The sequence below is a fragment of the Bradyrhizobium sp. CB1717 genome, from assembly GCF_029714325.1.
Lineage (GTDB): Bacteria > Pseudomonadota > Alphaproteobacteria > Rhizobiales > Xanthobacteraceae > Bradyrhizobium.
In genome coordinates, this window is the sequence record NZ_CP121666.1 from 3,373,006 (window position 1) to 3,393,700 (window position 20,695).

20 protein-coding genes are annotated in these 20,695 nt (G+C 65.3%); 12 read left to right on the forward strand and 8 right to left on the reverse strand.

The window, feature by feature from the left end; genetic code table 11:
• Nucleotides 1-2 precede the first annotated feature (2 nt).
• The 4 genes from QA649_RS15920 (at nucleotide 3) to QA649_RS15935 (ending at nucleotide 4,670) form a co-directional block, all read left to right on the forward strand.
• Nucleotides 3-980, forward strand: a complete 978-nt coding sequence (locus tag QA649_RS15920) for a tripartite tricarboxylate transporter substrate binding protein (protein WP_283025018.1) — start codon at nucleotides 3-5, stop codon at nucleotides 978-980.
• A gap of 124 nt (nucleotides 981-1,104) precedes the next feature.
• Entirely contained in the window at nucleotides 1,105-2,568 is a 1,464-nt protein-coding gene (locus tag QA649_RS15925) for a GH1 family beta-glucosidase (RefSeq protein ID WP_283025019.1), read from the forward strand.
• Nucleotides 2,569-2,801: 233 nt separating this feature from the next.
• On the forward strand, nucleotides 2,802-4,034 hold the full coding sequence (locus QA649_RS15930) for an acetyl-CoA C-acetyltransferase (protein WP_283025020.1): 1,233 nt from the start codon (nucleotides 2,802-2,804) through the stop codon (nucleotides 4,032-4,034).
• 333 nt (nucleotides 4,035-4,367) lie between these two features.
• Entirely contained in the window at nucleotides 4,368-4,670 is a 303-nt protein-coding gene (locus tag QA649_RS15935) for an HU family DNA-binding protein (RefSeq protein ID WP_008139488.1), read from the forward strand.
• A gap of 72 nt (nucleotides 4,671-4,742) precedes the next feature.
• On the opposite strand, the gene QA649_RS15940 is transcribed toward QA649_RS15935, so the two are convergent.
• The 4 genes from QA649_RS15940 to QA649_RS15955 form a co-directional block, all read right to left on the reverse strand.
• Nucleotides 4,743-4,898 carry a hypothetical protein gene (locus QA649_RS15940; protein WP_018647934.1) on the reverse strand — a complete coding sequence of 52 codons (156 nt, stop codon included), beginning with the start codon at nucleotides 4,896-4,898 and terminating at the stop codon, nucleotides 4,743-4,745.
• A 4-nt stretch (nucleotides 4,899-4,902) separates the two neighbouring features.
• Nucleotides 4,903-7,320, reverse strand: a complete 2,418-nt coding sequence (lon, locus tag QA649_RS15945; protein ID WP_283025021.1) for an endopeptidase La — start codon at nucleotides 7,318-7,320, stop codon at nucleotides 4,903-4,905.
• A gap of 8 nt (nucleotides 7,321-7,328) precedes the next feature.
• Nucleotides 7,329-7,712, reverse strand: a complete 384-nt coding sequence (locus QA649_RS15950) for an Hsp20/alpha crystallin family protein (RefSeq protein ID WP_018647936.1) — start codon at nucleotides 7,710-7,712, stop codon at nucleotides 7,329-7,331.
• Nucleotides 7,713-7,861: 149 nt separating this feature from the next.
• Nucleotides 7,862-8,425, reverse strand: coding sequence for a ferritin-like domain-containing protein (locus QA649_RS15955; RefSeq protein ID WP_283025022.1), 564 nt, complete (start codon nucleotides 8,423-8,425; stop codon nucleotides 7,862-7,864).
• 146 nt (nucleotides 8,426-8,571) lie between these two features.
• Here QA649_RS15955 and QA649_RS15960 point away from each other — a divergent pair, with 146 nt between their 5' ends.
• From QA649_RS15960 to QA649_RS15970, 3 genes are all read left to right on the forward strand, one after another.
• Complete coding sequence (locus QA649_RS15960; protein WP_026312812.1) at nucleotides 8,572-9,198, forward strand: MarC family protein; 627 nt, start codon at nucleotides 8,572-8,574, stop codon at nucleotides 9,196-9,198.
• Between the two features lie 151 nt (nucleotides 9,199-9,349).
• Nucleotides 9,350-10,003: an L-fuculose-phosphate aldolase gene (locus QA649_RS15965; RefSeq protein WP_283025023.1), complete on the forward strand. Its 654-nt coding sequence runs from the start codon at nucleotides 9,350-9,352 to the stop codon at nucleotides 10,001-10,003.
• Nucleotides 10,004-10,016: 13 nt separating this feature from the next.
• Nucleotides 10,017-11,804: a chloride channel protein gene (locus QA649_RS15970; RefSeq protein ID WP_018647940.1), complete on the forward strand. Its 1,788-nt coding sequence runs from the start codon at nucleotides 10,017-10,019 to the stop codon at nucleotides 11,802-11,804.
• A gap of 47 nt (nucleotides 11,805-11,851) precedes the next feature.
• Here QA649_RS15970 and QA649_RS15975 read toward each other — a convergent pair whose 3' ends face one another.
• Nucleotides 11,852-12,109 (reverse strand): DUF2798 domain-containing protein, encoded by a 258-nt coding sequence (locus QA649_RS15975; protein ID WP_283025024.1) that lies wholly within the window; start codon nucleotides 12,107-12,109, stop codon nucleotides 11,852-11,854.
• Nucleotides 12,110-12,401: 292 nt separating this feature from the next.
• On the opposite strand from QA649_RS15975, the gene QA649_RS15980 reads away from it, so the two are divergent.
• The gene (locus tag QA649_RS15980; protein WP_283025025.1) at nucleotides 12,402-12,857 is read left to right on the forward strand and encodes a hypothetical protein; all 456 of its coding nucleotides are present in this window, start codon (nucleotides 12,402-12,404) and stop codon (nucleotides 12,855-12,857) included.
• A 1,201-nt stretch (nucleotides 12,858-14,058) separates the two neighbouring features.
• Here QA649_RS15980 and QA649_RS15985 read toward each other — a convergent pair.
• Entirely contained in the window at nucleotides 14,059-14,277 is a 219-nt protein-coding gene (locus QA649_RS15985; RefSeq protein WP_283025026.1) for a hypothetical protein, read from the reverse strand.
• A 222-nt stretch (nucleotides 14,278-14,499) separates the two neighbouring features.
• Between QA649_RS15985 and QA649_RS15990 the strand changes: the two genes are divergently transcribed.
• From QA649_RS15990 to uraD, 4 genes are all read left to right on the forward strand, one after another.
• Entirely contained in the window at nucleotides 14,500-14,787 is a 288-nt protein-coding gene (locus QA649_RS15990) for a hypothetical protein (protein WP_283025027.1), read from the forward strand.
• Nucleotides 14,788-14,876: 89 nt separating this feature from the next.
• Entirely contained in the window at nucleotides 14,877-15,290 is a 414-nt protein-coding gene (locus tag QA649_RS15995; RefSeq protein ID WP_008134648.1) for a DUF3830 family protein, read from the forward strand.
• Entirely contained in the window at nucleotides 15,291-16,226 is a 936-nt protein-coding gene (gene puuE, locus QA649_RS16000; RefSeq protein WP_283025028.1) for an allantoinase PuuE, read from the forward strand. It abuts the gene before it with no gap.
• A 5-nt stretch (nucleotides 16,227-16,231) separates the two neighbouring features.
• Nucleotides 16,232-17,119, forward strand: coding sequence for a 2-oxo-4-hydroxy-4-carboxy-5-ureidoimidazoline decarboxylase (gene uraD / locus QA649_RS16005; protein ID WP_283025029.1), 888 nt, complete (start codon nucleotides 16,232-16,234; stop codon nucleotides 17,117-17,119).
• On the opposite strand, the gene QA649_RS16010 is transcribed toward uraD, so the two are convergent.
• Complete coding sequence (locus QA649_RS16010; protein WP_283025030.1) at nucleotides 17,116-19,842, reverse strand: molybdopterin-dependent oxidoreductase; 2,727 nt, start codon at nucleotides 19,840-19,842, stop codon at nucleotides 17,116-17,118. The genes uraD and QA649_RS16010 overlap by 4 nt on opposite strands.
• Complete coding sequence (locus tag QA649_RS16015; protein ID WP_283025031.1) at nucleotides 19,839-20,663, reverse strand: FAD binding domain-containing protein; 825 nt, start codon at nucleotides 20,661-20,663, stop codon at nucleotides 19,839-19,841. Before QA649_RS16015 ends, QA649_RS16010 begins: the two co-directional genes overlap by 4 nt.
• Nucleotides 20,664-20,695 lie beyond the last annotated feature (32 nt).

The following is a 20,695-nucleotide window of genomic DNA, read 5'->3' on the forward strand; positions in this document are numbered from 1 at the left end:
CCATGTCCGGACTATCGCGTCGTCTGCTGCTCGCCGGCGTTGCGCTTTGCTTCTCTGTTCCGGCCTTCGCGCAGTCGTGGCCGCAGCGGCCCGTGGCCGTCGTCGTGCCGCAGCCGGCGGGCAACAGCCCGGACGTGATGTGTCGCCTCATCACCGAAAAACTCTCGCGGACCTTCGGACAGCAGTTCGTCGTCGAGAATCGTCCGGGCGCCGCAAACCTTGTCGGCACCCAGGCGGTCGCCCGTGCAGCGCCAGACGGCTACACATTCCTGTTCGCCACGTCGGCGGCGCTCGTCACCAATCCCTACACGTTCAAGAAGCTCCCCTATGATCCCGTGAAGGACTTCGTGCCGGTCGCGATGGTGGCCAAGAGCAACCACGTCCTCCTCGTCAATCCCGAGGTGAAGGCCAATACGCTGCCGGAATTGATCAAGCTCGAAAAATCGGCACCGGGTTCGCTGAGCCTCGCTGTCGACGGTGCGCGCAACCTCTCGGGCCTGATCGCTCAAGCGATCAACAAGAGCGCCGGGACCGGTTTTGTCCTCATCCCCTACAACACGACCACGAATGCTGTGCAGGACGCCATCTCGGGTCGCATCCAGGTGACGATCCAATCGGCATCGATCGCAGAGGCCTTCATCAAGGCAGGTACGCTGCGACCTGTTGCCGTTGCAGGTTCCAAACGGATTGACTCCCTGCCGGACGTTCCTGCAATCGCGGAGATGCTGCAAAGCGTCGATCTCCAGGGCTGGTTCATGTTCATGGCCCCGGTCGGCACGCCCGCCGACATCGTCGAGAAACTAAGCGCCGAGATCGCGCGCGCCTTGGAATCGTCCGATGTGCGCGAGCGCGCACCCACCCTCGGCTTCGATGTCCGTGTCGGCGATGCCGTGACGACGGCAGGCGCAAAGCGCTTCCTCGAAGATCAGCTCGCCTCGTCCGGCAAGATCATCCAGGGACTTGGCATCGAGCCTGAATAGTGCGCTGCGGCGCGGGGGCGCTCTTCTGCATTTTTGCATCGTCAGCTCCTGCCTCCACTGCTTCTCAAATTGCCCGTAACCCGTCATTGTGCGGCTGCAACAACCACCTCGGGGGCAGCATCACATGTCGGACAAGGTCTCGCGTCGCCAGTTTGCCGCGCTGGCGGGATTGTCCGCGGCAGCAATCGCAAACCCTCTGGAGGGCGCTGGCGCCAGGCCGGCGGGCGCGGCCTCACGCGACAGCGGCTTTCCGGCGGGCTTTCTCTGGGGCACCGCGACCTCGTCCTATCAGGTCGAGGGCGCGGTCAACGAGGGCGGGCGAGGGGTCTCGATCTGGGACAAGTTCGTGCGCATCCCCGGGAAGATCGAGGACGGCACGACCGGCGACCGCGCCAATGAGCACTACCACCGCTATAAGGAGGATATCGCGCTCATCAAGGAGCTCGGCTGCAAGGCCTATCGCTTCTCGATCGCCTGGCCGCGGGTGTTCCCGGATGGTGACGGCAAGCCGAATCCCAATGGCCTCGACTTCTACAATCGGCTCATCGACGAACTGCTCAGGAACGGCATCGAGCCGTGGGCGACGCTCTATCACTGGGATCTGCCGCAATCGCTGCAGGACCGCTTCGGCGGCTGGCGCTCGACCGAGACATGCAAGATCTTCGGCGACTATGCGGCCTATGTCGCCGAGCACCTGACCGATCGCGTGAAGAACGTGTTCACGCTGAACGAGAGCGGCCGCTTCGTGCAGTTCGGCTATGGCCTTGGCATCGACGCGCCCGGCGTGACGCTGCCGCAACGAGAGGTCAACCAGGTCAGGCACAACAGCGCGCTCGCGCATGGGCTCGCGGTGCAGGCGGTGCGGGCCCATGGCCGCCGCGGCACCAGGGTGGGACCTGCCGAGAACATCGACGTCTGCGTTCCCGCCATCGATACGCCCGAGCATGTCCTTGCCGCCGAGATCGCGCTGCGCGAGATGAATGCCGGCTATCTCAACGTCATCATGGAAGGCCGTTACACCGACGCCTTCCTGAAATATGCCGGCGCCGATGCGCCGAAATACACCGACGCCGAATTGAAGATCATCTCCTCGCCGGTCGATTTCCTCGGCCTTAACATCTATGCACCGCAGAACTATGTGGTGCCGTCCGAGGAGGACGCGGGCTTCAGGCCGCTGCCGATCCCGAAATCGTTCCCGCACATGAGTTCGGACTGGCTCCGCATCGCGCCAGAGACGATCTACTGGGTGCCGAAGCTTGCGGCGAAGATCTGGAAGACGGACGCGATTTACATCACCGAGAATGGCACCTCCGGCGACGATGTGGTCTCGCCCGACGGCAAGATCTACGACACCGACCGCATCATGTACCTGCGCAACTATCTCGCCCAGCTGCAGCGCGCCACCGCCGAAGGCGTGCCGGTACGTGGCTATTTCCTCTGGAGCCTGATGGACAACTTCGAATGGGTGTTCGGCCTCAGCAAGCGCTTCGGCCTCTACCACGTCAACTTCGACACCCAGGTCCGCACCGCAAAGCTGAGCGCGAGTTTCTATCGCAACGTGATCGCGAAGAACGCGGCGGGGGTGTAGCTCTTCTCCCTCTCCCCGTTCTTACGGGGAAAGGGTAGGGGTGAGGGGCTCTCTCCGCGAATCCATCTGTCACCGTCCTTGCCGAAGCTCCCCCTCACCCGGATTTTCCGCTGCGCGTAAAATCCGACCTCTCCCCGCAAGCGGGGAGAGGCGAAGGGCAGAGGTCCCGCATTGACACCACTCTCCCCCTTATTCAAAACGTCCTCAACACTCATAACAAGAGGACAACGCCCATGACCGACGCGCTGATCATCGATACCTGCCGCACCCCGCGGGGCGTCGGCAAGGCCGGCAAGGGAGCACTGTCGGGCATTCATCCGCAGCAGCTGGGCGCAACCGTGCTGCGCGCGCTCGCCGATCGCACCGGCATCAATACCGCCGACGTCGACGACATCGTCTGGGGCTGCAGCGCGCAGGTCGCAACGCAAAGCGGCGATCTCGGCCGCATGTCGGCGCTCGATGCCGGCTATGACGTGCGCGCCAGCGCGGTGACGCTGGACCGCTTCTGCGGAAGCGGCATCACCAGCGTCAACATGGCGGCATCCTCGATCATGGCGGGCGCCGAAGACCTCGTCATCGCCGGCGGCTGCGAGATGATGTCGATGGAAGGACGGCGCGGCGGCGGGCCGATGATGATGGACTCCGGCAATCTGCGCCTGCGGGCAAAGCATCCGCAGTCGCATCAGGGCGTCTGCGCCGACGCGATCGCGACGCTGGAAGGCATCACGCGACAGGACGTCGACGCGCTCGGGCTCGAAAGCCAGAAGCGCGCCGCGCACGCGATGGCGAACGGCCATTTCAAGAAGAGCCTCGTGCCCGTGCATCGCGAGGACGGCAGCCTCGCGCTCGACCACGAGGAATATCCGCGCCCGCAGACCACGATGGAAGGCCTCAGCAGCCTGAAGCCGGCGTTCCCCGCCATTGCCGACTATGCGCTTGACGACAAGGGCACGACCTATCGCGGCCTGATCCTGCAGCAATATCCGGACCTGAAGATCGACTTCGTCCATCACGCCGGCAACTCGTCCGGCGTCGTCGACGGCGCCGCCGCGATCCTGCTGGCTTCGCCCGCCTATGCCAGGGCGCATGGCCTTAAAGCCCGCGCCCGTGTCGTCGCGATGGCGAATATGGGGGACTCGCCGACCCTGATGCTGAACGCGCCGGTGCCGGCGACGCGCAAGGTGCTGGCAAAGGCCGGGCTCTCCATCGACGACATCGACCTGTTCGAGATCAACGAGGCCTTTGCTGTGGTGGCGGAAAAATACATCCGCGACCTCAAGCTCGACCGCGCCAAGGTCAACGTCAATGGCGGCTCCATCGCGCTCGGCCATCCCATCGGCGCGACCGGCTCGATCCTGATCGGCACCGTGCTCGACGAGCTCGAGCGGCGCGACCTGAAGCGCGGTCTCGTCACCATGTGCGCCGCCGGCGGCATGGCGCCCGCCATCATCATCGAGCGCGTCTAACCTACCTCCTCTTCGCTTCTCCCCGTAAAAACGGGAGAAAAAGCCTCTGCAGTGCGATCCAACCCTTATTTTTCAGGGTGAATCGCACGCGGTCGTTCGGTCGTCGCTTGTCGAAAGCCGCGAATCAGCTTTAGCAAGGTTGCGTGCGGGCCTTTGAAACAAGGTAAAATCCGCTGCCCGAGGCTTCTTTCGCTCCGGAAGTAGCTAAAAAGCAGGGTTTTTTGCCACAGGGGGCCAAAAAAGCCCGTAAAATCGCGACAAAACTGTGCAGAAGGCTATAGGCCTTCGCCGCTTGGTCTAATATGCAACCGGCAACGAATCAGAGGAGACACGATGCCAGCCCAAATGTCCAAATCGCAGTTGATCGAAAAGATTGCGACCGCCACCGAGCTTTCCAAGCGCGACGTCAAGAGCGTCATGGAGACGCTGACCGACGTCGGCCACAAGGAGCTCAAGAAGAACGGCCTGTTCCTGGTGCCGGGCTTCGCCAAGTTCGTGGTCATCAAGAAGCCCGCGACGAAGGCGCGCAAGGGCACCAACCCGTTCACGGGTGAAGAGATGATGTTCAAGGCCAAGCCGGCCCGGAAGATCGTCCGCGCCCGCCCGGTCAAGGCTGCCAAGGACGCCGTGGCCTGATAAACGCAAAGGCCCCCTCGCAACGAGGGGGCCTTTTATTTGGGGCAGCCGCGAGGGCCTGAGACGGAGGGCTCAACCCTTGCGGCGCTTCACCCGGACCGGGACCGGCTGAAGCCGCGGCCCGGGGCCTGCGAGCGCATCGCGAACCCGGTCGATGGCGCGATCGAGCAGCTGGCGCAGCCGCTGCGTTTTCCGCGATCTCTTCGCTTCTTCCAGCAGTTTCTTCATCGCATCACTCCGCCGCTTCGACCTTCGCATCGACGTTCGCATTGACTTGGGCTGCCGCCGGCTCGAGCGCTGCGGCGATGGCCTCGTCGACGCGCTCCAGCCAGATGAATTCCAAATTGTCCCGTGCGCTCTGCGGGATGTCGTCATAGTCCCGCTTGTTGCGCGCCGGCAGCATCACCCGCTTCAGGCCGGCGGCGGCCGCAGCCACCACCTTCTCCTTGATGCCGCCGACCGGCAGCACCAGGCCGCGCAGCGAGATCTCGCCGGTCATCGCGGTGTCGCTGCGCACCGTACGATTGGTGAGCAGTGACGTCAGCGCCGTGAACATGGCGACGCCTGCGCTCGGTCCGTCCTTCGGGGTCGCACCCGCCGGAACGTGGACGTGGATGTCGCTCTTCTCGAACAGCTGGGGATCGATGCCGAGCTGGTTGGCTCTGCTCTTCACCAGCGTCAGCGCAGCCTGCACGCTCTCGCGCATGACCTCGCCGAGCTGGCCGGTCAGGATCATGCCGCCGCGGCCGGGCACGCGCGAGGCCTCGATGAACAGGATGTCGCCGCCGACCGGCGTCCAGGCAAGGCCGGTGGCCACGCCCGGAATGCTGGTGCGCTGCGCGATCTCGCCCTCGAAGCGCGGCTGGCCGAGCACCGTGGCGATGTCCTTCGGGCTCACCACGACCTTCGCAGCCGTGCCTTCGGCGATCTGCACCGCGGCGTGCCGGAACACCTTGCCGATCTCGCGCTCGAGGTTACGCACGCCGGCCTCGCGGGTGTAGCCCTTGACGATCAGCTTCAAGGCCTCCGGCTCGATCTCGGCCTGCTCGGCCGAGAGGCCATTGGCCTCGAGCTGCCGCCGCACCAGGTAGCGCCGCGCGATCTCCAGCTTCTCGTCCTCGGTGTAACCGGCGAGGCTGATCAGCTCCATGCGGTCCAGCAGCGGACCCGGGATCTGGTCCAGCATGTTGGCGGTCGCGATGAACACCACGCGCGACAGGTCGAAGGGCACGCCCAGGTAATTGTCCCGGAACGTCCCGTTCTGCTCGGGGTCGAGCACCTCCAGCATGGCAGCGGAGGGATCGCCCTGCACGCCACGGCCCATCTTGTCGATCTCATCCAGCATCATGACGCAGTTGCGGCTGCCTGCCTTCTTGATGCCCTGGATGATGTTGCCGGGCAGCGCGCCGATATAGGTACGCCGGTGACCGCGGATCTCGGCCTCGTCATGCACGCCGCCCAGGCTGACGCGCACGAAGGGGCGATCCATCGCGCGTGCGATGGACTGGCCGAGCGAGGTCTTGCCGACGCCGGGCGGGCCGACGAAGCACAGGATCGGGGCCTTGCCCTGCGGGGCGAGCTTGCGCACCGCCAGATATTCGATGATCCGGCTCTTGATCTTCTCCAGGCCAAAGTGATCGGCATCGAGGATGCGCCGCGCCTCCTTGATGTCGATCGGCTTCTCCGCGGGCAGCGCCCAGGGCAGCTCGATCAGCCAGTCGAGATAGGTGCGGACCATGCCGGCTTCGCCGGCCGCCTCGGGCATGCGCTCGTAGCGGCGCAGCTCCTTCTTGGCATGCGCCTCCGCTTCCGGCGGCATGTTGGCCTTGGCGATCGCGGCCGTCAGCTCGGTGACCTCAGCGGCCTTGCCGTCGCCTTCGCCCAGCTGGCGCTGGATGGTCGCCATCTGCTCGCGCAGGATCGCCTCGCGCTGCCGCTCGTCGAACGTGGCGCGGGTCTTCTGGCCGATTTCATTAGTGATGCGCAGCACCTCCAGCCGCTCGGCCAGATGCTTCGACACCTTCTCGACGCGTAGCGCGAGGTCGATGGTTTCCAGCACCTCCTGCTTGTCCTGCGGCTTGATGTCCATGAACGAGGTCGCCAGATCCGCCAGCGCGCCGGGCGCGCTCGTGCCCTGGAACATCGCGGCCAGCTCGGGCGGCGCCTGCGGCAGCAGCTCGATCGCCTCGATGGCCTGGCGCTGCAGGTTCAACGCGCGCGCCTCGATCTCGGGCGAGGTCGTGGTCGGCTCAGGAATTTGCTGGATGCGCGCGGCCGGGAACGGCGTCCCCGGCAGGAAGTCGAGGATGCGCGCGCGCTGCACGCCCTGGCAGACGATGTGATGCGTGCCGTCGGGCGCGGTGATGTAGCGCACGATGTTGGCGATGGTCGCGACCCGGTAGAGATCGTCGGGGCCGGGCTCCTCGATCTCGGGGCTGCGCTGCAGGACGATGCCGACCGGGCGCTGCTCGCGCAGCGCCTGCTGCGCGGCGGCGATGGACTTCGCGCGGCCGATCGCGATCGGCGCGATGGCGCCGGGGAACAGCACCATCTCGCGCACGGGGATGATGATCAGTGCGTCCTCGGGAATCTTCACGTCGGAGCCGTTTTGGGAATTGGTCTGTGCGGTATTCATCTGTTCGGTGGCCATGATCGACCTCAGGATTTGGCGAGGCGCAGTGCGACGCAGCCGTCCATCACGAAACGGCTGATGGCGTAGCGGCCAAGGGGCAGCGCGATGCGGCGCTCAAAACGCCCCTGCGGCAGCTCGAGCCGGTGGATGCGGGCGTTGCGAAGCTCCGGCGGAAGCGTGCGCTGGCCGGAGATCACGAGCACGCCGTCATGGATGACGGTCTCGACATTGTCCGGATTGACGCCGGGAAGCGCGACCAGGATCAAAAGCTCATGCTCGGTCTCGAGCACGTCGATCGGCGGCTCCCAGCAGGCTTCCTGGCGACCGAACTGGTGCCGCAGCCGTTCGGCGCGGGTCAGCGAGTCCAGGGCTTCGGACAGCATCCAGTCGAGGGGATTTTTGGGTTGCATGATGCGGACTCGGGGGCTGGGAAAGCCTGCATATGGGGCTGGTTCCCCGGAAATCCAGTGCAGTGGCGCTGACGTGCCATGCGCCATCGTGCGATCCAACAAGCAAACGCCGCGGCCCGGCCGCGGCGTTCTGTCATCACAGCGCGGCATCAGGCAGCGGCGCGGTACTCGTCTTCCGCTTCGAGGTTGATGACGGAGGTGGCAAGCTCCGTCAGCGTGCGATCGGTCGCCTCTTCCTCGTCCAGCGTCTCCTGGAGCAGCCTTGCTGCGTCCTGCATGCCGAGCTCCTCGGCCCAGGTGCGCAACGTGCCGTAGCGGGAGATCTCATAATGCTCGACCGATTGCGCCGCTGCGAGCAGTCCGGCGTCGAGGGCGGGGGCTCCCTTGAACTCCTTCATGATCTCGGCGCCCTCGTCCGCGATGCCGTTGATGGCCTCGCAAGGCTTGCCGCGTGCGGGCTTGCCCAGCATCTTGAAGATCTGGTCGAGACGCTTGACCTGACCCTGGGTCTCGCGCAGATGCTTGTTGAAGGCGGCCGTGAGGTCCTTCGACTGCGCGGCCTTGGCCATCTTGGGCAGGGTCTTGATGATCTTGTTCTCGGCGAAATAGATGTCTTTCAGCGTTGCCAGGAACAGGTCGCTGAGCATCTTCGGCGCCTGACGCGGCCGGCGAGCCGCGGTCTTGCTCGTGCGTTTCTTCGCTCGTTTAGCCATACATCCTCCTCTTGAGGTGACACGGGAAGGCGTCGCCTTCCTCAAATCCACAGCCGATCAAGAGTCGGGATGAGCAAATGTTCCTCGCGAAGGCGGCCGCGAGCCGCTATGGCTTCCTGCCTGAGCTACGCCAGAGACGCTTTCCAATGCTCGACTTCGCCCTGTCCGCCTTCGTGACGCTGCTGCTGGTGGTCGATCCGGTCGGCCTTGCACCGGCCTTCCTGGCCGCGACCTCCGGCATGCCTGACAAGGTCAAGCGGACGATCGCGCTGCGGGCGCCGCTGATCGCGGCCTCGATCCTGGTCGTGATCGCGCTGGTCGGAAACTGGCTGCTCCGCCAGCTCGGGATCGGCATCCCCGCTTTCCAGATCGCTGGCGGGCTGCTGCTGTTCGGCGTCTCCTACCAGATGATCTTCGGCGACCGTCCGCATCGCGAGGCGCGCGAGGCCGACAAGGCGACCTCGGAGCATGCCTCCGACGTCGCGGTGTTTCCCCTGGCCATCCCGATGATGGCCGGCCCCGGCGCGATCGCGACCACGCTGCTATTGTCGGGCGACGCCGGCTACGGCGCGCGGCTCGCGATCATCATCGCGATTGTGCTCGCGGTGTGCCTGCTCTGCATGCTCTGCTTCCTCTCCGCAAACCTGATCGCCCGCACCCTCGGGCGCACCGGAAATGCCGTGCTCTCGCGTGTGCTCGGCATGCTGCTCGCGGCCTATTCGGTGCAGTTCGTGATCAACGGCATAGCCGCCGTCCGGGCGAGCCTCGCCTAGGCCTGCGACAATCTGTTAATTTGTTGATTTTACGGTCTATTTCGAGAAGGGGCATGCGCGCCGTCCAGCGGTGGGACGGACCGGTCGCTTTCGCTTGCACTGCCACGTTGCTTTGACGTACTTCCCCTTTCACCAGCGCCAGGACATCGGGATGTCGATGACAGCGGACGAACTCGCCAAGAGACAGGCCATCATCGACGCCTGCCGTCGCATGAACGCGCTCGGCATCAACCAGGGCACCTCAGGCAATATCAGTCTCCGGCATGCGGACGGGCTTCTGGTCACGCCGACCAGCGTGCCCTACGACGCCATGACGCCGGAGCAGATCGTGTTCATGGCGATGGATGGCTCGCACGCGCGCCATCAAAAGCCGTCCAGCGAATGGCGCTTCCATCGCGACATCCTGAAGTCGCGGCCCGACGTCAACGCCGTCGTCCACGCCCATCCGACCTATTGCACCATCCTGGCGATCATGGGCATGGAGATCCCGCCCGTGCACTACATGATCGCGGCTGCCGGTGGCGACAGCATCCGCTGCGCGCCCTATGCCACCTTCGGAACGGAGGAACTGTCCGAGCATGCGGTGCGGGCGCTGGAGGGGCGGCTCGCCTGCCTGCTCGACCATCACGGCATGATTGCGATCGGCAAGACGCTGGACAAGGCGATGTGGCTCGCTGTCGAGGTCGAGACGCTCGCGCGGCAATATCACGGCTGCCTCCAGATCGGACAACCGCCGCTGCTTTCCAGCGACGAGATCGAACGGGTCCGCCAGCGCATGACCGGCTACGGCCTGTCGGAAGGGTAGGGGCGGGTAGAAGGTGTTCGTACGGCTCAGGCGTCTCGTCGATCGCAAGGGAACGAACCGCACCATGGTTCGGCTGCGCGCGCTGCTGCGCAGCAACGAGTTCTACCTGATCCCGCTGGCGCTCGTGATCGGCACGCTTGCCGGCGCGATCGTGACGCTGATGGCCGAGATCGCGCAGATCGCCCATGTGGTGATCTACGGCATCCCCGTCGACGTTCGCCTGTCGGCCAATGCCCGCGTGAGCCCCTGGGCTGCGCTGCTCGCGCCTGCGCTCGGCGGACTTGCGCTCGGCATCATGGAATGGTCGCGGCGGCGCATGAAGATCTCCAACGCGGTCGACCCGATCGAGGCCAACGCCCTGCGCGGCGGCAATCTCTCGATGCGCGACAGCGTGGTGGTGTCGAGCCAGACGCTGATCTCCAACGGCTGCGGTGCGTCGGTCGGCCTCGAGGCCGGCTATACCCAGATCGGCTCCGGCATCGCCTCGCTGCTCGGCAAGTTCTTCAATTTGCGCCGCAACGATTTGCGCCTGATGGTCGGCTGCGGTGCGGCCGCCGCGATTGCGGCGGCGTTCGGTGCGCCGATCACCGGCGCCTTCTACGCCTGCGAGCTGATCGTCGGCGTCTATTCGGTCGGCAGCGCCGCGCCGATCCTCGCGGCCTCGCTGGCGGGCGCGCTGACCGCGCAATGGCTCGGCGGCGCACCGTATTCATTGGAGATCCCCAAGGTCAGCGCCGTCGGTGTCGAGCAATATCTGGCGCTGATCGGGCTTGCGCTCATCACCAGCGGCGTCGGCATCGCCGTGATGCGTTCCTCGCCGATGTTCGAGCGCCTGTTCGCCTGGCTGCCGGTCTGGCTCCGTCCGGTGGCGGGCGGCCTCATCGTCGGCGGTTTTGCGATTGTCACGCCGCAGGTGCTGGCGGCCGGCCACGGCGCAATGGTGCTCGATCTGTTTCACGACATGACGATCGGCCTGATCGCGCTGATCATCGCATTGAAGGTGACGGCCTGCCTGATCTCGCTCGCCTCGGGCTTCCGCGGCGGCCTGTTCTTCGCCTCGCTGTTCGTCGGCAGTCTGATCGGGAAGTTCTTCGCCGAGCTGTTGGAACTGATCAGCCCGAACTTCGTGATCGATCCGCTGGTGGCGATGTTGACGGGCATGGCGACGCTCGGCGTCGCCATCGTCGGTGGCCCCCTGACGATGTCGTTCCTCGTGCTCGAGATGACCCGCAATGTCGACGTCACCGCGGTGGTGCTGGCCGGCTGCATCGTCACCTCGATCTGCGTGCGCTTCATGTTCGGCCACTCCTTCTCGACCTGGCGCCTGCATCTGCGCGGCGAGACCATCCGCAGCGCCAACGACGTCGGCTGGCTGCGCAATCTCACGGTCGAGCGCCTGATGCGCTCGGACGTCGGCAAGGTGCCTTCGACCACGACGATCGCGGCTGTGCGCCGCGAATTCGCGCTGGGGTCGCGGCCCGGTATAGTCATCGTCAACAACGCGGACGAATATGTCGGCCTCGTCCTGCTGCCCGACCTGTACTCCAGCGATCTCGACACCATCGCCGACGACATCCAGGTGATCGAGCTGGCCCGCCTGATCGACATCGTGCTGATTCCGGAAATGAACGTGAAATCGGCGATGGCGGTGTTCGACGAGGCCGAGGCAGAGATGCTGGCGGTGGTCGATTCCACCGACAGCCGCAAGGTGGTCGGCTTCCTCACCGAGACCTTCGCCCGCCGCCGCTATGTCGAGGAGATCGACAAGGCGACGCGCGGCGTGCTGGGGGCGTTGTCGTAAAGCGTTGAAGCGGGGCGGCGGGCTGCGTGCGCCGCCGTCCGCGCCTTCTATCGGCCTTGTTGGGGCGGCGAAGCGACGAGGCAGGCCACGATCCGGCGGACCAGCGGCAGCACCACGAGCAGCGTTGGGAAGGCGACGAGCCATGACAGCCCCCAGGCACCAGGCCAGGTGGCGAGGAACGCCGGCGTTGCGCCGAGGCTCCGGAGCGTCGAAATGACCGACACCACGGCCGTCATGAGGATGGACAGCACGAATGGCATCACGATCGGCGCATAGCGCGCCGGCAGTTTGCGAACCGCAATCATCTGATTTCTCTTGAAGAATAGGACGCGTCAGTCACGTTGAACCTTCGAAATTGGCATCGATCCCGACGGCGTCGGTTGATGCGTTGGTTCACGTGAAACGCTTACGGCGACCGAAAAACGGCGCGGCTGTTCATTATCCGCTCAGGTTGAGTGGCGCAAGCTGGATCGGATCGTTCGGTTTACAATCATTCAAAGCGTGGCAGATTGCCGCGATCAGGAAACCATTTCAGTGGTTTGCGCATTATGTATGGTTTGCACGCGTTACATCGGGCGAGAGCATAGGAAGGTCAAAATGAGTGCTGGACGCATGATTTCCGCAGCCGGCCGCAAGACGGTGCTGGCCGCGTTCGCAACCCTCGCCCTGGCCGCGGTCTCCGCGTCGCCGTCGGCTGCCGCTTCGACCACACCGCCGCCGAAGGCCGCCGTTGCTGGACAGGCCGCCTCCGACGCCACCGATTTCAGCGCGGCCAGGCGCCGTTACTATCGCCGCGGACCGAATGCTGCAGCCCTTGCCATCATGGGCGCGGCGACCGGCCTGGCCATCGGCGCGATCGCCGAAAGCCGTCGCCGCGACTACTACGAGGATCGTTATTATTACGATCGGGGTCCAGGCTACTACGGTGGTCCAGCCTATTACGGCGGTTCCAACTATTATCGGGGGCCGAACCGTCCTCCGGGCCCTTACATCCCTGGGGGCTATTGTGCCGGCGGAGGCCCCTCGGCCATCTGCGGCAATTACGACCATTGAGTTCGGACGCGGCTGTCGGGCCGGACAGCTTCGCAGGTATTGCCATGGGTGGGTTCGCGAAAGCGTAACCCACTCCTTTTTTGGCGCTTCGCAGTCGTGTCGCGAAGCCAGGCCCGCAGCATTCCCACTTTCACATCAACGCCCTGCAGGCGCCGACATTGCGCCGTTGGAATAGCGCGACCAGCTTGTAGCCCGGATGAGCGAAGCGACATCAGGAGGCGGCGTGGATTCTGTCCCGGGTATCGCTTCGCTCACCAGGGCTACAAGACCTTGCGCTGCCTGTCGGGCAAAACACGCGATCGCTGGGTCAATCGACCGATGTCAAAATATTTCGCTTTACCGAAATTCGGATTTGTCGTATGTGTCGCCCATCCCGGCTCATCCTTGAGGGGCGATCATGAGGTCGTCATTTTCGCGAGCCGGGTTTGCGGTGGACGCGGCAGCGTCGGGCGCGAAAGGTGCGGGCAGGGAGGGTAGTCCCCGGTGAGCCCGCGGCCGCGCGCGGACGAACGGCGCTGACAGGTTCGTCTCGTCTGTAAGTTTCCGGCTTCGTCGACGGGGCTGGGAATACTGCGGCGGAAATGGCGGGCCGCGCGTACGGCAAAACCGTGTGGTCCTGGCCGTCGTTGCTACGGTCAAGCTCTTGCGGATGCGGTGATCGCGTCAACCGGCGCGATGCTGGTGAATTTCGCGGGAGTGAGGGAGGCCAGAATGAACTCGGCTCCCGGGAGAGCGCGGCATAAGCCGTCCGACCATCGCGCAGGGAAGGCCGAGTGATTGGCTCCACCTGTATGCTGCTGTGCGGTTCCTTTGCGCTACATCTTCGCGCAGCGGACCGCGGGTGCGAGGTCGGCACCCGGCCTTCCCTGCGCCCTCTTGGCTAGAGAGGGTGGAGAGACCAAGCAAAGCTCGGGCGAATTCAGCCGCGAGGATGCGGAGGCGTGTCTGTAAGTTGAAATGCAAGCCGAAAGAGCGACGCTGCTGCCTCATGCTCCGTCATTGCGAGCGCAGCGAAGCAATCCAGAGTCTTACCGCGGAGGAATTCTGGGTTGCCTCGCTGCGCTCGCAATGACGACGTTGGGGGCCGATGTCGCGGCACTGCATCCTGCGGCTTCTGGGTCCCGGCTCTGCGCAGCAGCGTTACACGCTGCTGCGCGTCCGGGACACGAGAGGGACGGGACAGCGCTCCACGCTTCCAGCATCACCGTCCCGCAGGCGCCGACATCGCGCCGTTGGCGTAGCGTGACCAGTCTGGCACGCTCGGCTGCGACGGCCACATGGCGGCGTTGGAGTCGCGCACCGATTGGGTGATGGGAGCGGGGTGCGCCTTGCGGGCGTGGTGGCGGTCGCTTGCGGCGGCGGTTTGGACGGTGGCGGCGACAACCAGCATGGCGCCGAGAAGGGCGAAAGTCTTTTGCATCGTTGTTTCTCCCGTGACGACGTTTCGGCTGTGAGAAATGTTGTCGTCGTCGCGGCTGACATGGCGATGCGCCTTTCCGAATATCAGCGGGTGCCGCCTTCACGTTGGAGCGAGCAAATTTTTTGGTCCCGGCTAAATATTCGGCAACCGGCCCACGGCGCCGATGGACTTGCCCGCTGCAATCCGGTTCAATGGGGCGAATTGGCTTTCCAGGCGACAACGATGTCGAAATATCTGCTGGTCCTTCTCCTGATCGCCGCACCGGCGGCGGCGCAGGTCAAACCCACCCCGAAGAGTTCAGCGGCGCATCCGGACCCCTGCGCGCCGATCGGGCGGACCGCGGACGGCAAGCTGGTCTATTCCATGAAATGCGAGAACCTGCCGGCACCGCCCGCACCGCCGCCGCAGGCGGAACTGAAGGAAGCACCGGCCGCGGCTGCGCCGACCGCCGAGCCGGAGCCGGAGGTGCGGCGGAGCGGCATTTTCGGCTGGTCCTACGACCGCAGGTGACGGACCGCGCCCCTTGCGCGAAGCCCGATGGAGTGCTTTTTGCTGAAAGTTCCCCGCGGGGCGCATCGCCCCCGATTCAGAGAGATGAGATGAGCAAACTCGTTATCCGCGCCGGCGACTATACCTTCGACGCACGCTTCGAGGAGCAAGCGGCACCCAAGACCGTTGCCGCGTTCCGCAAGGCCATGCCGTTCGAAAGCCACATCATCCATGTGCGCTGGAGCGGCGAGGCGGTGTGGATGCCGCTCGGTGACCTCGATTTCGGCGTCGGCTACGAGAACCACACCAGCTATCCCGCACCGGGCCAGATCATCCTCTATCCCGGCGGCATCAGCGAGACCGAGATCCTGATGGCCTATGGCGGTGTGAGCTTTGCCAGCAAGATGGGCCAGCTCGCCGGCAATCACTTCATCACCGTGACCTCGGGGTTGGAGAATCTGGCGACCCTCGGCAAGAGCGTGCTCTGGAAGGGCGCCTTGCCGATCCGCTTCGAGGAAGTCTGAGTGACTGACGCCCGCTACCCGCGCGATCTCCGCGGTTACGGCCGCAACCCGCCGCACCCGCAATGGCCGGGTGAGGCGCGGGTCGCGGTGCAGTTCGTCGTCAATTTCGAGGAGGGCGGCGAGAACAACATTTTGCACGGTGACCGGGCCTCGGAAGCGTTCCTGTCCGACGTGCTCGGCGCCCAGCCCTGGCCGGGCCAGCGCCACGCCAACATCGAATCCATGTTCGAATATGGCTCGCGCGCCGGCTTCTGGCGGCTGTGGCGGATGTTCACCGAGCGGAAGTGGCCGACCACCGTGTTCGGCGTCGCCACCGCGCTCAAGCGCAATCCGGAAATCGTAGCCGCGATGAAGGAGGCGGGCTGGGATATCGCCAGCCACAGCCTGAAATGGATCGAGCACAAGGACATGACCGAGGCGCAGGAGCGCGCCGAGATCGCCGAGTCCATTCGCGTCCATACCGAGGCGACCGGCGCGCGGCCGCTCGGCTGGTACACCGGGCGCTCCTCGATCAACACCAACCGGCTGCTGATGGAGGAGGGCGGCTTCCTCTATCTCTGCGACTCCTACGCCGACGACCTGCCCTATTGGATCAAGGGCCCCAAGGGCAAGCAGCTCATCATTCCCTATACGCTTGACGCCAACGACATGCGGTTCATCAACCCGCAGGGCTTTGCCGAAGGCGAGCAGTTCTACACCTATCTCAAGGATGCCTTCGACGTGCTCTATGCGGAAGGTGAGACTGCGCCGAAGATGATGTCGGTCGGCCTGCATTGCCGTCTCGCCGGTCGGCCCGGCCGTGCTGCGGGCCTGATCCGCTTCCTCGACTATATCGGCAAGCACGAGCGCGTCTGGGTGCCGACCCGGCTGCAGATCGCGCAGCATTGGCACGACAAGCACGCGCATCTCGCCGCCGATGCGTTCGAGATCGAGTGAGGACAATGCCGCAGATTTCGCTCGCCGATCTCAATGCCGCCAGTGGGGCCGATTTCGTCGCCGCGCTCGCCAACGTCGTCGAATACTCGCCGTGGATTGCGGAGAAGCTTGCCGAGCAGCGGCCATTCACCGGCATCAACCAGTTGCACACGGCGCTGATGGCGGCGATCCAGGCTGCCGAGCCCGACGTGCAGCTGGCGCTGATCCGGGCGCATCCCGATCTCGCCAACAAGACCCAGCGTGCGGCGGGCCTGACGGCAGAATCGACCGACGAGCAGAACAGCGCCGGCCTCGACCGGTTGTCGGAGGCCGAATACGCCGCGTTCGAACGCGTCAACAACGCGTATCGTGAAAAGTTCGGCTTCCCCTATATCGTCTGCGTGCGTCGTCACACCAAGGATTCCGTGCTGCGTGACTTCGAGACGCGGCTGCTCAACATCGCCAAGACCGAGACGCGGCGCGCGATCGAGGAGATCGGCCGTATCTCGGCGTTGCGGCTCGATCAGCTCGTCGTCGCCGACGACAAGCTGAAGGTGCATGGCCGGCTTTCGACCCATGTGCTGGACAACCACGCCGGCAAGCCTGCGCCCGGCATCCCGGTGGAGCTCGTCGAGCTCGCCGCGCTCGGCGAGAGCCGCGTGATTGCCCGCACCGTCACCAATGCGGACGGTCGCACCGACCAGCCGCTGATCAGCGGGCGTCCATTGCCGATCGGCCGCTACGAGCTCCGCTTCAGCGTCGCCAAATATTACGCCGAGCGCAATGTGCCGCTGTCAGACCCGCCGTTCCTCGACGAGATTCCGCTGCGCTTCGCCATCAGCGAGCCGGAAAATCACTACCACGTGCCGCTGCTGGTCACGCCCTGGAGCTACGCGACCTATCGCGGCAGCTAACTGCCGAACTTCTCGAGCAGCGACGGAAACAGCCGGTCCGGCTTGAAGGGCGGCGCAGTGAAGCGAATGCCGGTGGCGTCCGCGATCGCATTGCCGAGCGCCGCGGCAACCGGATTGTACGGACTCTCGCTCATCGACTTGGCGCCAAGCGGCCCGATCGCGTCCGACGTCTCCGCGAACAACACCTCTGTACGCGGCACGTCGGCGAAGGAGGGCAGGTGGTAGTCGCGGAATTTCGGGTTGGTGACTCGGCCGGTCGTATCGATCACCATCTCCTCATAGAGCGCAGCACCAAGCGCCTGTGCGACGCCGCCCTCGACCTGCCCGCGGCACTGCATGGGGTTGGCGACGACGCCGGCATCCGCAGCCTGCACGCTCCTGAGAATCCTGAGCTCGCCGGTGCCCTTGTTCACCGCGACGCGAAAGCCCTGCACGTTGAAGCCGACCGAACGCGGCGTGCCGCCGGAATTGCCGGTGCCTGTGAACGGCCGGCCGCGCTCGTGCGCGAGCTTCGCCAGTTCCGCGAAAGGCATGCGGCGCACGCCGCTGACGACGGCGTCCCCATCGAGCACGCAGCTCTCCACGTCGCACAGCCAGGCGTCTGCGGCGGCCGCCTTCAATTCGGTCGCAAGCTGCGTGGCGGCGGCCTGCGTCGCCTTGCCGGCGACGAAGGTGCCAGCGCTGCCATAGGCGCCGGTGTCGTGGCCGCCATGGGCGGTGTCGGACTGGCGCAGGCAAATCCTGTCGACGGTGGTTGCCAGGATCGTCGCTGCGATCTGGCGGTGGACGGTGCTGGTGCCGTTGCCGAACTCGGCAGTGCCGACGGTCAAGTCGAAGCCGCCGTCGTCATTGAGCGCGATCATCGCATCGGCGATGTGGCCGGCCGGCGGCACGGTGTCGATCATGGTCAGCGCGACGCCGTCGCCGATCAGCCATTCCGGCGACAGGTCCGGCTGCGGATCGTCCGCCTGCATCGCGCGTTCGACGAGGTCGAGGCACTGGTCGAGCCCATAGGAGCCATAGAGCACGTCGTGAAATTCGGACGGCGGCGGCGACAGCATGGGATCGCCCAGCCTGACGATGTTGCGTCGGCGCATCTCGTAGGGACTGATGCCGAGCTGCCTGGCCAGCTCGTCGATCGCGGCCTCGATCGCGATCAGCGTCTGCGGCAGGCCATAGCCGCGAAACGCGCCCGCCGGCACCGTGTTGGTGTAGACCGCGTAGCCGTCGACCCGCTTGTTCGGGCAATTGTAGACGGCGATGGACTCCGACAGGGAGTGGAACATCACGGGCCCGGCGTGATTGCCGTAAGCTCCGGTGTTGGAGAGCACGTCGAGCTGGAGCGCGGTGAGCTTGCCGTCGACATCGGCGCCGGCCTTGATGTGGACCCGCATCGGATGCCGCGTCGAGGTCGCGATGAATTGCTCCTCGCGGGTCAGCTCCAGCTTCACCGGTCGCCCGGTCCTGAGTGCGGCCAGCGCAAGGATGTCCTCGACGAACATCTCCTGCTTGCCGCCAAACCCGCCGCCGACGCGCTCGCAGAACACGCGGACCTTGTCTTGGGGAAGCTGGAAGATGTCCGACAGCGCGCGCCGGGTCAGGAACGGCACCTGCGTCGAGGTGCGGACGTTGAGCACGCCCGCTTCATCGAGCCAGGCGAGGCCGCCATGGGTCTCGAGAGCCGCATGCTGCACGCGATGACTGTGGAAGGTGGCCTCGTAAGTGACGGCGGAGGTGGCGAGCGCGGCCGCGACATCGCCATATTCGCCATGCGTCTCCGCCGCGAGATTGCGCTGGGGATCGGCGATGCGGTTCGCGGTGGTGCGGTCGGGATGGATGATCGGCGCGCCCGGCGCCATCGCCTGCTCCGGATCGATCAGCGCAGGCAGGATTTCGTACTCGATCTTGATCCGCCGGCAGGCCTCCTCGGCCGCGCCCTCGCTCTCGGCCACGACCGCGGCAACCCTCTGTCCGATGAAGCGCACGACGTCGTCGAGGACGCGGGTGTCCTCGGGGTCCATCCAGTCCTTCTCGTGACGCGCGGTCGAGATCAGGACGGTCGGCGCATCCTCATGCGTCAGCACCGCATGCACGCCGGGAACGCGAAGGGCTTCCGACGTGTCGATCGCGACGATCCTGGCGTGCGCATGAGGCGAACGGAGCAGCTTGATGTGCAGCAGGCCGTCGATTGCGGTGTCGAAGGTATAGCGCGCCTTGCCGCGCACGACGTCAGGACCTGCGGGCGCCGGCAGGCTGCGGCCGAAGGCGGCGCCGGCCTCGACGCTCTCCTCGACATTGGTCTTGCCAAGCAGCGCGTCCTCGATCGCGCGATAGCCGGTGCAGCGGCAGATATTGCCCTTCAGTGCAGATCCGAGATCGGTGCGTTGCGCCTGGTTCAGCGAGGCGCAGGTCAGAATCATGCCGGCGGTGCAGAAGCCGCATTGAAAGCCCTGCGCGTCGAGGAAGGCCTGCTGCATTGGATGCGCGCCGCGGTCACCGCCGAGGCCTTCGATCGTGGTCACGGCGCGGCCCTCGGCACGGAAGGCCGGGATCAGGCAGCTATGCACCGGCTCGCCGTCGAGCAGCACGGTGCAGGCGCCGCAATCGCCGGCATCGCAGCCCTTCTTGACGCCGAAATGGCCGAGCTCGCGCAGGAACGTGCGCAGGCACTGCCCGGCGCGCGGCTCCTGCGCGAACGTCGTTCCATTGACCTCGAAGCTCATGATGTTGCCCCCAGGAGCTCGCCGTGGATCTCCTCTGCGAGCCGCAGCGTCATGTGCTTGCGCCAGAGCGGCTTGCCGTGGATGTCGGTGTGGTAGAGATCATCGGTGATCTGCTGCATGATTGCATCGCGAAGCGTGTTCGCATCGGGCGGCTCGGGAAACGACAGCCGGATCGGTCGCACCGTCGATGCGGTGACCGTCAGCGTCAGCGTGCCATCGGAATCGAAGCTGCCGATGAGGAGCGCGGCCGAGCGGCCGACTGGCGCGAGCGAGATCTGGCGAAACGCCGTGCGGCGCCTCAAGGCCGCGATCGGGATGTCGATCTGCCTGAGCAGGTCGCCCGGCGTCAGACGGTTGCGCTGGTTGCCGGTGACGAAGTCGACGACGGCGATCCGCTGCTCGCCACCGCCGGCTTTCCAGATGGTGCAGACACCGTCGAGCGCGGCGGTGAGGGAAATCATCGGTCCCGCCGGCAGCGACATGCAAAGATTGCCGCCGACGGTCGCGGTCTTCCAGATCTTGAAGGAGGCGAGGAAGGCGCGGCAGCTTTGGCCGATGAGCGGTGCTGCGAGCCAGTCGGGCGGGCAGGCGAGGCCATCGAGCTGCGCGACGGTGCATGTGGCGGCGATGGAGAGATGGCTGTCCGTGATCGTCAGCGCGGGCCATTTCAGATCGGTGAGATCGATCAGCCGCTTCAGGTGCGCTTGCGGCTCCGAGAACAGCCAGGTGCCGCCCGCGAGCCAAGCATCACCTGGCGTCCAAACGGGCAGCTGCGCGCGCGTTTGCGGATGGGCGACCGCTGTGATGGTATTCAAATCCATGGCTGCGCCAAAAGCTTCCGCCCGGTGAATCG

Coding starts and splice junctions, on each gene's coding strand:
- QA649_RS15920 (WP_283025018.1), top strand. CDS start 3: ATGTCCGGACTATCGCGTCGTCTGCTGCTCGCCGGCGTTGCGCTTTGC.
- QA649_RS15925 (WP_283025019.1), top strand. CDS start 1,105: ATGTCGGACAAGGTCTCGCGTCGCCAGTTTGCCGCGCTGGCGGGATTG.
- QA649_RS15930 (WP_283025020.1), top strand. CDS start 2,802: ATGACCGACGCGCTGATCATCGATACCTGCCGCACCCCGCGGGGCGTC.
- QA649_RS15935 (WP_008139488.1), top strand. CDS start 4,368: ATGCCAGCCCAAATGTCCAAATCGCAGTTGATCGAAAAGATTGCGACC.
- QA649_RS15940 (WP_018647934.1), bottom strand. CDS start 4,898: ATGAAGAAACTGCTGGAAGAAGCGAAGAGATCGCGGAAAACGCAGCGG.
- lon (WP_283025021.1), bottom strand. CDS start 7,320: ATGGCCACCGAACAGATGAATACCGCACAGACCAATTCCCAAAACGGC.
- QA649_RS15950 (WP_018647936.1), bottom strand. CDS start 7,712: ATGCAACCCAAAAATCCCCTCGACTGGATGCTGTCCGAAGCCCTGGAC.
- QA649_RS15955 (WP_283025022.1), bottom strand. CDS start 8,425: ATGGCTAAACGAGCGAAGAAACGCACGAGCAAGACCGCGGCTCGCCGG.
- QA649_RS15960 (WP_026312812.1), top strand. CDS start 8,572: ATGCTCGACTTCGCCCTGTCCGCCTTCGTGACGCTGCTGCTGGTGGTC.
- QA649_RS15965 (WP_283025023.1), top strand. CDS start 9,350: ATGTCGATGACAGCGGACGAACTCGCCAAGAGACAGGCCATCATCGAC.
- QA649_RS15975 (WP_283025024.1), bottom strand. CDS start 12,109: ATGATTGCGGTTCGCAAACTGCCGGCGCGCTATGCGCCGATCGTGATG.
- QA649_RS15980 (WP_283025025.1), top strand. CDS start 12,402: ATGAGTGCTGGACGCATGATTTCCGCAGCCGGCCGCAAGACGGTGCTG.
- QA649_RS15985 (WP_283025026.1), bottom strand. CDS start 14,277: ATGCAAAAGACTTTCGCCCTTCTCGGCGCCATGCTGGTTGTCGCCGCC.
- QA649_RS15990 (WP_283025027.1), top strand. CDS start 14,500: ATGTCGAAATATCTGCTGGTCCTTCTCCTGATCGCCGCACCGGCGGCG.
- QA649_RS15995 (WP_008134648.1), top strand. CDS start 14,877: ATGAGCAAACTCGTTATCCGCGCCGGCGACTATACCTTCGACGCACGC.
- uraD (WP_283025029.1), top strand. CDS start 16,232: ATGCCGCAGATTTCGCTCGCCGATCTCAATGCCGCCAGTGGGGCCGAT.
- QA649_RS16010 (WP_283025030.1), bottom strand. CDS start 19,842: ATGAGCTTCGAGGTCAATGGAACGACGTTCGCGCAGGAGCCGCGCGCC.
- QA649_RS16015 (WP_283025031.1), bottom strand. CDS start 20,663: ATGGATTTGAATACCATCACAGCGGTCGCCCATCCGCAAACGCGCGCG.